We start from the raw sequence: 13307 nt of genomic DNA on the forward strand, positions 1-13307 counted from the left end.
GGAGTTTTTTATTAATGAAGAGCTTTACTTAATATAAATTATTTATAGTTACTTCGTTTAAACGTGAACCGGACTAAGACGCCATATTTCACTGGCATATTCCGAAATTGTTCGGTCACTAGAAAATTTACCTGAATGAGCGATATTGGTAATACTCTTCTTCAACCAATTGTTTTGATCGCGGTAATTTTGATCGACCATTTCTTGAGCCTCAATATAGCTGTCAAAGTCTTTTAGTACAAAAAACTCATCATTGTTAGATAAAATATTATAGTAGATATCTTTAAATTCATATTCGTCCTTATTAAAGAAGCCATTAACTAGTTGATCAAGAATGGTCCGGATCCTATGGTCTGAGTTATAAATATGTCTTGCGTTATATCCGCCGAACTGATAATAGTTTAGGACTTCTTGTGCTGTTAAGCCGAAAATAAAGATATTCTCGTCACCGACCATTTCTTTAATCTCTACGTTGGCACCATCTAATGTTCCAAGAGTTAAGGCCCCATTCATCATTAACTTCATGTTGCCTGTTCCAGAAGCTTCTTTGCTCGCTGTGGAAATTTGCTGGCTGACATCTGCGGCAGGAATGATTTTTTCAGCAAGAGAAACACTATAATTCTCTAGAAAGACGACCTTTAATTTATTGTTCACAACTGGATCATTATTAATTAAGTTTGCTGCTGTGACAATAAGATTAATGACTTCTTTTGCAAAGTAATAGCTTGGTGCTGCTTTTGCCCCAAAGATAAATGTACGGGGTGTTATATCTAAGTTTGGATTTTCGCGAAGTACATTATATAGATGAATAATATGGAAAATATTCATCAGTTGACGCTTGTATCCATGGAGTCGTTTAATTTGGACATCAAATATCGAATGTTCGTCGACAGTAATACCGCACTGGTCTTTAATTAATCTTGCTAGTTTTCGTTTATTGTCTTGTTTGACATTTCTAACTTTCTCCTGGAATGACGGGTCTGAAGCATATTTTAGTAATCCAATCAGTTCTTTTGGTTGGCTGATCCATCTTTTGCCGATGGTATCTGTAATCAACTCAGCTAGTTTTGGATTAGCATTCAATAACCAACGTCTGTGAGTAATTCCATTTGTCTTATTGTTATACTTGTTAGGATAAACCGTGTAAAAATCTTTCATTTCTTTTTGTATTAAAATATCGGTATGAATTTTCGCAACACCGTTTACACTGAAGCTTCCCACAATTGCTAGATGAGCCATATGTACTTGGTCATAAGCGATGATGGCCATTTGTGGAATTTTTTCTCGTAAGTTAGGAAAATCAAACCATAGCATCTGACAAAAACGTTCATTGATTTCTTCAATGATCATGTAAATTCGTGGAATAAGTTGTTGCACAAGAGAAACGGGCCATTTTTCCAGTGCTTCACTTAAAGTTGTATGGTTGGTATAGGCTACTGTTTCTGTAGTAATCGCCCATGCTTCATCCCAACCGAAACCTTCTTCATCCATTAATATTCTCATTAATTCAGGAACTACTAAGCTAGGGTGGGTATCATTAATTTGCATTGTAATCTTTTCGGGAAGTTTTCTTAGGTCATTGTTATATTTTTCTTTAAACATCTTAATAATGCTTTGGACTCCAGCTGAAACGAGAAAGTACTGTTGCTTTAGGCGAAGCAGTTTCCCTTCAAAGTAGGAATCATCTGGGTATAGGAACTCAGAAATGGACTCTATAGAACGTTTATATTCTAGGTATTTGTAATAGTCGTTTCTATTAGAAGAATGGAAGTTAAAGTCGTTTGTAGTAGATTCAGCACTCCATAAGCGTAACGTATTAACCGTCTGATTTTCATAGCCTACAATAGGTACATCATAAGGAACAGCCATAACGGTTTCATAGTTCGTATGATGGAAAGTTAAACGACCATCTATAAATTCAGGGTTGACATTTCCGCCGAAGCGAACCCCAATTGCTTTGTCAGATCGACGAACTTCCCACACATAGTCTTCTTCTAACCAATAATCAGGAAGTTCTACTTGATGACCATCAATTAGTTTTTGCTGGAATAATCCATACTTATAACGGATCCCGCACCCGTGACCTGGGAGTTCTAATGACGCAAGCGAATCTAAAAAACAAGCTGCGAGCCGGCCAAGTCCGCCGTTCCCAAGACCAGCATCATGCTCTTGTTCAAAAATTTCTTCAGGGTCCATCCCTAGTTCTATTAATGCGTCTTTGACAGTTGTTAGTGTACCTGTATTTAATAGGTTACTTTCCAATAATCGTCCTAGCAAAAATTCCATTGAAAAATAATAAACTTGTTTTTCTTCATTTTTTAAATAATGTTTATTGGTTTCAACCCAGCTTTTATTCATTTTCTCTTTAACAAGTGTTCCAATCGTCTGATAGATTTCAATGGGTGAAGCGTCTTTTGCATCTTTACCAAACTTTTTTTCTAACCTTTCAGTTAAAGCAACTTTAAATGACTCTTTACTAGAAAACATAATCCCCACTCCTTAAACCTTTAAGGTTTTTATATACAAATCTGTATAACGTTTGGCCGATTGTTCCCACGAGTAATTGGATTGATAAACATTTTCTAAGATCTTGGTCCAGTGTTCTTTGTCTTTATAAAAACGAAGGGACCGTTTAATCGTATATAACATGTCATGTGCATTGTAATTGGTAAAACTAAAGCCATTGCCGTTAGATGAAAACTCGTCGTAAGGTTCAATTGTGTCCTTAAGACCGCCGGTTTCTCTAACAATTGGTACACTTTCATATCGTAAGGCGATAAGTTGGCCTATTCCACAAGGTTCAAAGCGGGAAGGCATTAAAAATAAATCGGAAGCAGCATAAATTTTTCGAGCTAACGGTTCACTAAATGTTACACTTGTTGAAACTTTTTCTGGAAAGCGATTAGCGGCATCTTTGAACGCATGCTCAAACTCGGGATCACCAGTACCTAAAATAACGAGTTGAATATCTAAAGAAAGTAATTCCTCTAATACATGTCGAATAAGCGGAAACCCTTTTTGCTCTACAAATCGACTAACGATAGCTATCATTGGAACATCTTCAACTTTAGGAAGACCTAATTCTTCCTGGAGGAGGCGTTTATTCACCATTTTTTCGATCGGTGAATGACTATAATTTTTATAAATATAAGGGTCTGTTTCAGGGTTATATTCTTCGTAATCAACTCCATTAACAATTCCGTGTAAATCATCTTTACGGTGGATGAGCATTCCTTCTAAATTCTCACCGAAGTATGGATATTGAATTTCTTTAGAATACGTTTCACTTACTGTTGTTAGCACGTCTGAGTGAAAAAGGGCTGCTTTCATGAAGTTAATACACCCGTTGTATTCTAAACCAAAATAATGTTCATCCGAAAAGTTAAGAAGATCATGAAAAATCGTTGCAGGATAAATTCCCTGGTACATCAGATTATGAATTGTAAAAACAGTCTTTAATTCACGGTAAAACGGCTGATATGTATACATTGTTTTAATGTAGGCAGGAATTAACCCTGTCTGCCAATCATGACAATGTAAAACGTCTGGTTTGTCTTCTAAATAAGGTAAAGAGTCGATTACGGCATGATTAAAGAAGGCGAATCGTTCGCCATCATCAAAATGTCCGTATAATCCCTTTCTCTTAAAGTAGTATTCATTATCGATAAAGTAATAAGTAATGCCATTATGAATGAACTGAAGCAACCCGCAATATTGTTTTCTCCATCCGACATGAACCGTTAATGTTTTAATTAGTTTCATTTCGTCTCTATATTCTTCCGGGATGTCACTGTAATTTGGTAACATAATAGATACATTAACACCAGTTTTTTTTAAGGAGGAAGGCAGAGAGCCGATCACATCGGCTAATCCACCTGTCTTAATAAATGGTGTACATTCTGATGCAATGAAGAGTACGTTCAATTTTTCCATCTCCTTGATGATGTTTAATATGTCCGTTTCGGCTATTAAACTTAGTTATAATGAAGTTTGTTGGTTAGATGACTTTACGCTTAGCAACAACATAGGGTTGTTCGCTGCAACCGACAAGTGTTCGTTCGGGTGATAAGACCACATCTTTATCTAATATGACATTCTCAAGTTTGCCATCTTCTTTAATATCACAACGTTGCATAACAATTGAATTTTTAATGACAGTTCCTTTTTCTACATGAACTCCCCGGAATAGGATGCTATTTTCAACCGTTCCTTCAATTATGCACCCATTAGCAATTAATGAGTTTTTGACAGAAGAGCCTTTTAAGTATTTGGCAGGAGGTTCATCTTTTACTTTTGTATAAATTAGGTTTTCATTAAAGAATAGATTTCGATACACTTTAGGGTCAAGTAAAGACATACTATGTTTGTAGTAACTTTCAATCGAATTAATCACCGCTAAGTAGCCATGATAAGAGTATCCCATAACTTTGAGTTGATCTAAGTTTTGGATAATGCCATCTCTAAAGAAATTATCCATTCGCCTTGCAATACAATGGTCAACGATATCCATGAGTAGCTTCTTATGAATAATCATCATATCTAGAGATACAAAATGGTTGAAATGGTCGTTAGTAATAGCTGTAATTCTTCCAGTCTCATCCATCTCTACTTTGTGACATTGCTTATGTTCCTCTTCAAGATTTGGGACAGGTTTATAGATCACTGTTACATCTGCACCTGTTTCTAAGTGATATTTAAATGCATGATTATAGTCGATATTACATACATTTTGACTACCTGTGATTAATACGTATTGAGAAATTCCTCTATCAAAAAAATCACGATTATTATGAAAGTGCTGAAGATCTCCTTGCGATATGTCAGAAGGATCATTCCAGTCAGGTGGAAGAATAAATAACCCTCCACGCTTACGGTCTAAGTCCCAAGCTGCGCCTGTACCAAGGTGGTCCATAAGCGAACGATATTTTCTTCTTGTAAATACAGCAGTATCACTAATTTTAGCATTGGTCATGTTAGATAAGACAAAATCGATTAATCGGTATCTTCCCCCAAAAGGAACCGCAGCCCCGCAACGAAAATATGTTAACTCATTTAACAAATCTAATTCACTATCTAAGTTAATAACACCCATCATTGAATCCATATAACATTCCCCTCTCTACTAAGACCCTCTACTAATAAGATCCTCTCCTAAGATCTTTTATCCATTTACAACGGCAATATCTGAAAGAACGGTGTCTTTGTCTATCACTACAATATCTTTTGGTGTACTTGGCTTAATGACAACATTATCCGGAATGATGGTACCATCATTTATAATAGCTCTCTCTATGGTTACATTCTTGCCAACCGTAACATTTGGCATAATGACACTGTCTTTAATTTGACTGTTTTCTTGAATTTCAACTCCATAAAAGAGGATAGAACGATAGACACTACCATAAATCAAGCAGCCTTCGTTAATCATCGAACACTCAATAGATGCTGTAGGAGCAATATATTGAGGTGGTTGATTAGGGTTTACCGAGTAGATCTTCCAATTCGGGTCACTCAACTGTAAAGATGGAGAATCTCTCAATAAATCCATATTGGCTTCCCAGAAACTTTTAACAGTACCGACATCTTTCCAATAGCCTCTAAACGGGAAGGCAACCATGTTCTTACCATCTTCAAGCATCTTTGGAATGATATCCTTTCCAAAGTCATTACTCGAATATGGGTAAGTTGAATCTTCAATTAAATACGATTTTAGAGCTTTCCAATTAAAAATATAAATTCCCATAGAGGCCAAATTATTTTTTGGATTTTCCGGTTTTTCTTCAAATTCATTAATGACATAGTTGTCATCTGTATTCATAATCCCAAAGCGACTCGCCTCATCCCAAGGAACTTCAATGACGGATATAGTAGCATCGGCATTATTCTTCTTATGAAAATCTAGCATAGCAGCATAGTTCATTTTATAAATGTGATCACCCGAGATGATCAGTACATATTCCGGGTCATACTGTTCAATAAAATTAATGTTTTGATAGATGGCATCTGCAGTTCCTTTATACCAAGAGCCACCTGTTTTTTCGATAAAAGGAGGCAACGCACTTAACCCGCCATTCCGGCGATCTAAATCCCACGGGCTTCCAATTCCTAGATGTGTATTTAATGCCAATGGTTCATATTGTGTAAGAACACCAACGGTATCTATACCAGAATTTGTACAATTACTAAGTGTAAAATCAATAATTCGATATTTTCCACCGAAGTAAACAGCTGGTTTAGCAATTTTTTTAGTCAGAAGACCTAATCTTTTGCCTTCTCCTCCAGCTAATAACATCCCCACACATTCTTTCTTTTGTTTCATATTATCGCCTCACTCTCTTTCTATTTCACTGCCTGTAAATTTCAAAACTAGCATAGCTAATGGAGGAACTTTAATCGTTAACCGATATGGTTGGTTATGCCATGTTTCTTTTTCGCTAATTAATGGCTGGTCTAGCGTTTGATTAGAGCCGCCAAATTCTTGTCTATCACTATTAAATGCTTCAACATAAGTCCCCATAAAAGGAACTCCGATATGATAGTTATAACGAACAATAGGAGTAAAATTGCAAACAACGATAACGAAATCTTTAGAGTCATTACTTTTTCTCATAAAACTAACAATACTTTGTTCATAGTCATGCGGGTCAATCCATTCAAACCCATCATTGTGATGATCTAATTCCCATAATGACTTTTCAGATTTATAAAAGGTGTTAAGTGATTTCATGTAGTGGGAAAAATCTTGGTGTGAAGGATACTCTAGTAGTTCCCAATCTAAGTCTTCAAGGTCTTTCCATTCATCAAATTGACCAAATTCCCCACCCATAAATAACAACTTCTTACCTGGGTGAGTCATCATATAGCCGAGGAATGCACGTAAATTGGCGAACTTTTGCCAATAATCACCTGGCATTTTGTTGAGTAATGATTTTTTACCATGAACAACTTCATCATGTGATAAGGGAAGGATAAAATTCTCTGAGAAAGCATAAAAAAAGGAAAAGGTTATTAATTGATGGTGCCATTTACGATGAACAGGTTCCATTTCCATATAACGGAGCATGTCATTCATCCAGCCCATATTCCACTTATAATTAAATCCTAGTCCGCCGACATATGTCGGGGCGCTGACTAATGGCCAAGAGGAGGACTCTTCTGCCATCATGTAAGTATTAGGGAAAACCTCAAATACGGATTCATTTAGTTTACGGAGAAATTGAATAGCCTCAATATTCTCTTCACCGCCATATTGATTAGTAATTTTTTCTTCATCTTCTCTGTCGAAGTTTAAGTACAGCATACTTGAAACAGCATCCACCCGGAGTCCGTCAATATGGAACATATCAAGCCAAAAAAATGCGTTTGATATTAAAAAACTATTCACTTCAGAACGTCCAAAATCAAAGGACAGAGTTCCCCAGCCCTTTTTTTCAGCTTTGCGCTCATCTGCGTATTCAAATAATGGTTCACCGTCAAATAATCGAAGACCGTGTTCATCTTTACAAAAGTGACTTGGAACCCAATCTAACAATACTCCAATATCATTTTGATGACATTGGTCGACGAAGTACATAAAATCTTCGGGTGTCCCAAATCGACTAGTTATTGAAAAGAATCCCGTGGATTGGTAGCCCCAAGAACGATCATAAGGATGTTCGGTAATCGGGAGGATTTCAATATGGGTATATCCCATCTCTTTTACATAATTAATCAACTCGGTAGCTAATTCTCTGTATGTATAAAACTCACCATTGTCTTTGCGTTTCCAAGATCCAAGGTGAACTTCATAGATGAGCAACGGTTCATTTAATAGATTTTTTGTTTTCTTTGCTTTTTGCCAAGCCTCATCTCCCCATTTGTAGTTATTTAAATTAGATACAATGGAAGCAGTTTGTGGGCGGAGTTCAGAGTAGAAGGCGTATGGATCTGATTTTAGGAGAACTCCCCCATGTTTGGAGTGGATTTCATACTTGTAGATTGCTCCCTCATGTAGATTTGGAATAAAGCACCACCAAACGCCTGACTCACTTATTTTATGCATAGTGTGGTTTGTTCCATTCCAATTATTAAAATCGCCTACAACACGGACGGCTTCTGCATTAGGTGCCCAAACTGCAAAGCGTACCCCTCTTGTTCCCTCTTTTTCACATAGATGGGCTCCAAGAGTTTTGTAGCTGTAAAAAAGGTTGCCTTGATGAAATAAATAAAGATCATATTCACTAAGCTTTTCTGTTTGCAAAAGACCTACAACCTTTCTGAAATAAAGTTCTTAGGTTAAGCTTTCTACATTATAAAAAGAAACCCTCTTGGATTTACACAAAGAAAATAAAATTAATGTTACAAAATCTAACAATCTTCTAGTGGTGATGAAGATTCAAACATCATAAAGGAAGAAAATAATACGGAATGTTGTCTAAAGATAAGAGGTTTTGTCGCAAAGAAGAGAAAATATAGTACAATGGAATTACTTGTATTGAAAGTTGCTTAGGTATAAAGTATTTATAATGTTATATTTTAATAATAATGTAGTGTTAAAATTTTAGTAGGTGATGCTAGTGAAACAGCAAATTGAGCCTTTATATGACAAAGAGATAACTTGTTTAGTATGTGGAGAAAGATATACTACAAAACGAATTCGTACTAGGTTTATAAGGACAGAAAGAATAGAAAGTGATTTTTTTACAGTGTATAAAGACGATAGCTGTAACCCTTATTTGTATGAGGTACATGTTTGTCCAAATTGTGGCTTTGCAGCAACGGACCATTTTACAAACACCTTCCCGCCGGAAGCAAAAAACAGAATTGAACAGGACATATCGTCACGATGGAAGCCAAGAGATTTTGGAAAGGAACGAACAGTTGTTGATGCAATAATGACCTATAAATTAGCTGTCCTTTCAGCGACATTAAAAAAGGAAAAGCATATTGTCTTAGCCGGAATTTATATGAGATTAGGTTGGTTGTATAGGATGATGGAAGAAGAGGATCAAGAGCAGCGTTTTTTAAGATTAGCACTTAAAGAATATGAACAGTCATTTGAACAATCTGATTTTATTGGGACACAGTTAACGGAAATAAGAGTTATTTATTTGTTAGGAGAATTGAATCGCAGAGTAGGTTCAGAAACAGAAGCGATTAAATATTTTTCTAGAGTAATACAACATCGACAGCGTGATACCGATGCTAAAGTAATAGAAAAAGCGAGGGAACAGTGGTATTTAATTAGAAACAAGGAGGAAAGTTATGGTATTTAATAAAATTTTCTAAAAAAATGCCATGTGATCGGTAGTGTATGATAAAATTGACACATGAATAAAGTTGCAGTTAATTCCGAGTGTTATACTTATATCATATCGTTTAAGTATTAATATCTACGATTAGTATGTGGAGGCTATTATGAATGTAAATCACGTGAATGCAATTTGTCGCGCAACGCAAACTATCTTACAAAGTCACTTTGGCATAGAAGTTACACCTTTAAAACCGTCAGCTGGAAAAGGGCCAGTGCCTTCTAATCATGTTTCTGTTATCTTAGGTGTCAGCGGTCAGCTGAATGGACAAATTATTTGTTCATTTTCTGAGAGTACAGCCAAAGGAATCGTTGGTGTCATGATGGGCGGGGTCGAAGTAGAAACCCTAGATGATATAGGCTGGAGCGCTGTGCAAGAGTTTGGAAATTGGGTGGCAGGAAATACAGCGACGGAGCTGTCTAAAGAAGAATGTATTATTGACGTCACGCCTCCTATCGTAAATGAAGGGGCTTCAAAATATCATTCGAATAAAACGTTTATTAGCATTCCATTAGATAGTCAAATCGGAATGATTGAGGTACATATTTCTGTATCAGATCAATAAGAGTTTTTAATTGAAGTGACATATACAAAACTAATATTGAAAACACAAGCAGCCGAAATAATTTTTTGGCTGCTTGTGTTTTTGTCCTAGTCATTGCTTTATTTGCTTGTATAGACTAGTCAATATGCTTATTATTGGTGCAATCGTGTGCGATGGAGGAAGAAATTAGGAGGAAGTGTGAATAAAAAGCGTAATCGTGAGCGGTGGAGGAGGAAATTAGGAGAAAGTGTGAACGGAAAGTGCGTGAACGTGTGTGGTAGAGGAAAAATCTAGGAGAATGATCCTCAAATCAATATAAACTATTAATGTCTTGAGTATTATCTGAGTATTATATGCCCGAACCAGGAGTGGGAGAAAGGACGTTAATTAAAACGCGTAAGTAAACTCATATAATTGAAGATAAATGAATCTGTTTAATGGTTCCTATTATAGGGGATAGGTTGTTATGGTTGTTGAAAGAGCTCGGTTAAGGGTACACTTCTTAATAGAGCTTCAAGGAAAAAGGAGTTGATGGCATGACAAAAATAGATGTATCAAAGTTTGAGAAAAAGATAGAAATTAGAAATATCATGAGAAAAGATTTTGATGAGATTATGGCACTGCAAAAACTTTGTTTTCCTAATATGGAACCGTGGGAAATTCAACACTTAGAAAGCCATATTCGCGTTTTCCCTGAAGGGCAGTTTGTTGTAGAGTATGATGGGAAGATTATAGGTTCATGTTCAAGTTTAGTAATCAATTTTGATGAATACGATGACCAGCATACTTGGGATGAAATTACGGATAAGGGGTATATCACGAATCATAATCCGGATGGATACAACCTATACGGTATTGAGGTTATGGTACACCCGGATTATCGAAGAATGAAAATCGGGAAACGGCTGTATGAGGCGAGAAAAGAATTAGCGAGAAGTCTTAATTTGAAAAGTATGATTATTGGCGGGAGAATTCCTAACTATTATAAACATGCAACGAAATATACACCTCGTGAGTATGTCGAACAAGTCATGTTACATAATATTTATGATCCAGTTCTAACTTTCCAAGTGATGAATGGATTTACACTTAAACGAATTAATCCGAATTATTTAGAAGATGATAAGGCGTCAATGAGATATGCGACGTTAATGGAATGGAACAACATCGATTTTCAACCGAAAAGTAAACGACATTTTAGAACATCGTTTCCTGTCCGGATAACAAGCATCCAGTACATGATGAAAAGAATTGACTCATTTGAAGAGTTTGCTACCCAATGTGAATATTACACTGATGTAGCTGCAGGGTATGGATCTGATTTTGCAGTGTTCCCTGAAATTTTTACCACTCAGCTGTTATCATTCTTACCGGAAAAAAGTCCGAGTCAAGCGATCAGACGCTTAACTGAATACACAGAAGACTATATTAAATTGTTTACCAGTTTAGCTGTAAAGTACAATGTTAATATCATTGGCGGCTCTCACTTTGTGGAGGAAGAAAATAAAATTTATAATATTGCCTACTTGTTTAGAAGAGATGGAACGATTGAAAAACAATATAAAATTCATATCACTCCAAATGAACGTAAATGGTGGGGGATCAGTCCAGGTGATGAAATCAAAGTTTTTGATACCGACTGTGGAAAAATAGCCATTCAAATTTGTTATGACGTTGAGTTCCCAGAGCTTGGACGAATTGCTGTAGATAAAGGAGCAAATATTATCTTTACGCCGTTTTGTACAGATGAACGCCAAGGGTATTTGAGAGTTCGTTATTGTGCGCAAGCACGCGCGATTGAAAATGAGGTTTATACCGTTATTTCGGGTACAGTTGGTAACCTTCCACAAGTCGAAAATATGGATATCCAATATGCTCAATCTGGAATTTTTACACCTTCTGACTTTGAATTTCCGCGTGATGCGATTGTTGGTGAATGTCACCCTAATATAGACACCGTTGTTGTTGGGGATGTTGATCTTGAAATATTGCGTCGTCACAGACGGAGCGGAAGTGTAAATCAATTACGTGATCGAAGAAAAGATTTATATGAAATTAACTACAAACTAGAAAAAAAATAATTTTACGATTGATTGGAGAGGGGCCGTTCGAATGGATCAAAAAAATCTTTTCGAACGGTCTTTTTTCTTTAGTATCATTCAAGATATTGTTAGTAGTTGAATGTGACCATATCATCAGAAATGTTTGTCTTATAAGCTTGGGTTGTAAATGCACATATATAAAACCGAAATGATTCACCCTTATGAGTTTAATTCATTCTTTCGTTGGAAAAGCTGTGATGAGAGAAAGGATGAGCAATTTGAATTTAGAAAAAGTAGTTGTAAAACGATCGGTTATGACCATCTTTATTGCTATGTCTTTTTTGATTATTACGGGATTACTGAGTTATGCTCTCTTATTTCGTGAAAATCTCGTTACGGATTGGTACATGGATGTTGTCGGAAGTGAAAATGTCATTTCGGCGGGGACCACTAATGATCTTCATATTTTTCTGTACGATGAAGAAGGAAATCCAATAAAAAATGCTAATGTTAAAGTAATATTAGACATGCCAGAAATGGTTCACTATATTAAGAAGCCGATGCGTCATGTGGAAAATGGTTTATATGAAGCTGAAATCCTATTATCCATGGGTGGAACGTGGGTTGGTTGGGTAGAGGCAAAACGCGGTAGTGAAACATACATTAACCAGTTTTTACTCCAATCTGATGGTAAAGTTATGTCCAATGATTTTCGTGATCCAAAAGACCACTTCCATTTAGATCAACCACTACCTCCTGTCATTCAACAACAGTTAGATTAACTGTTTATACGTTATTGACAAGCAGAACATCTACTGCTTAAATGACGTATTAGAGGAGGATGACATGTGATGGAGAATTTTAATGGACAAAAAATATTACCTGCTGCAAGAGATATTAAACAGCTAGAGAAATTGTTAGAAAGTCAGTTCACATATATTATTTTATTAAATAGTCATATCGGTCAGTTGAGGAGTCTCACCCGATTGGCAAAAAGTAAAAATAAACAATTGCTTTTGCATGCGGATTTAGTACAAGGACTTAAAAATGATGAATACGCTGCCCAGTTTTTATGTCAGGATATTCGGCCTGCAGGTTTAATTTCAACGAGGAAAAGTGTGGTACTATCAGCTAAAAAGAGTGGGTTAATTGCGATTCAACGATTATTTTTACTAGACAGTATTGCACTTGAAACGAGTTATAAATTATTAGAAGTAACAAAACCTGACTTTATCGAGGTCCTCCCAGGTGTAATGCCACATATTATAACGGAAGTTTATGAAGAAACAAAAATACCGATTATAGCAGGTGGACTTATCCGAAAAAAAGAAGAAGTAGATCATGCTATCAAGGCCGGTTCGGTTGCAGTGACTACTTCAAGGGAATTTTTGTGGCAGTATTAGGTTTATTATCAAAGTACATAAGGTAAAG

Annotated in this window: 10 protein-coding genes; 5 read left to right on the forward strand and 5 right to left on the reverse strand. The window is 36.1% G+C overall.

Annotation, left to right across the window (positions count from 1 at the left end):
- Nucleotides 1–57: 57 nt before the first annotated feature.
- The 5 genes from N7Z68_RS16165 to glgB all read right to left on the reverse strand — a co-directional run bounded on the left by N7Z68_RS16165 (nucleotide 58) and on the right by glgB (nucleotide 8239).
- A complete protein-coding gene (locus tag N7Z68_RS16165) occupies nucleotides 58–2487 on the reverse strand; it encodes a glycogen/starch/alpha-glucan phosphorylase (RefSeq protein ID WP_275119510.1) in 2430 nt (809 codons plus the stop codon).
- A gap of 12 nt (nucleotides 2488–2499) precedes the next feature.
- Nucleotides 2500–3924: a glycogen synthase GlgA gene (glgA, locus tag N7Z68_RS16170; protein ID WP_275119511.1), complete on the reverse strand. Its 1425-nt coding sequence runs from the start codon at nucleotides 3922–3924 to the stop codon at nucleotides 2500–2502.
- Between the two features lie 73 nt (nucleotides 3925–3997).
- Nucleotides 3998–5104: a glucose-1-phosphate adenylyltransferase subunit GlgD gene (glgD, locus tag N7Z68_RS16175; protein ID WP_275119512.1), complete on the reverse strand. Its 1107-nt coding sequence runs from the start codon at nucleotides 5102–5104 to the stop codon at nucleotides 3998–4000.
- A gap of 57 nt (nucleotides 5105–5161) precedes the next feature.
- Nucleotides 5162–6319, reverse strand: a complete 1158-nt coding sequence (locus tag N7Z68_RS16180) for a glucose-1-phosphate adenylyltransferase (RefSeq protein WP_275119513.1) — start codon at nucleotides 6317–6319, stop codon at nucleotides 5162–5164.
- A 9-nt stretch (nucleotides 6320–6328) separates the two neighbouring features.
- Nucleotides 6329–8239 (reverse strand): 1,4-alpha-glucan branching protein GlgB, encoded by a 1911-nt coding sequence (gene glgB, locus N7Z68_RS16185; protein WP_275119514.1) that lies wholly within the window; start codon nucleotides 8237–8239, stop codon nucleotides 6329–6331.
- A gap of 316 nt (nucleotides 8240–8555) precedes the next feature.
- On the opposite strand from glgB, the gene N7Z68_RS16190 reads away from it, so the two are divergent.
- The 5 genes from N7Z68_RS16190 to N7Z68_RS16210 all read left to right on the forward strand — a co-directional run bounded on the left by N7Z68_RS16190 (nucleotide 8556) and on the right by N7Z68_RS16210 (nucleotide 13279).
- Entirely contained in the window at nucleotides 8556–9254 is a 699-nt protein-coding gene (locus tag N7Z68_RS16190; protein WP_275119515.1) for a DUF2225 domain-containing protein, read from the forward strand.
- Nucleotides 9255–9396: 142 nt separating this feature from the next.
- Entirely contained in the window at nucleotides 9397–9855 is a 459-nt protein-coding gene (locus tag N7Z68_RS16195) for a chemotaxis protein CheX (protein WP_275119516.1), read from the forward strand.
- A gap of 515 nt (nucleotides 9856–10370) precedes the next feature.
- Nucleotides 10371–11915, forward strand: coding sequence for a bifunctional GNAT family N-acetyltransferase/carbon-nitrogen hydrolase family protein (locus N7Z68_RS16200; protein ID WP_275119517.1), 1545 nt, complete (start codon nucleotides 10371–10373; stop codon nucleotides 11913–11915).
- Between the two features lie 230 nt (nucleotides 11916–12145).
- Nucleotides 12146–12658: a FixH family protein gene (locus N7Z68_RS16205; protein ID WP_275119518.1), complete on the forward strand. Its 513-nt coding sequence runs from the start codon at nucleotides 12146–12148 to the stop codon at nucleotides 12656–12658.
- 69 nt (nucleotides 12659–12727) lie between these two features.
- The gene (locus N7Z68_RS16210; RefSeq protein WP_275119648.1) at nucleotides 12728–13279 is read left to right on the forward strand and encodes a glycerol-3-phosphate responsive antiterminator; all 552 of its coding nucleotides are present in this window, start codon (nucleotides 12728–12730) and stop codon (nucleotides 13277–13279) included.
- Nucleotides 13280–13307: the final 28 nt, after the last annotated feature.

Source organism: Alkalihalobacterium chitinilyticum (assembly GCF_029028005.1).
GTDB classification, from domain to species: Bacteria; Bacillota; Bacilli; order Bacillales; family Bacillaceae_F; genus Alkalihalobacterium; species Alkalihalobacterium chitinilyticum.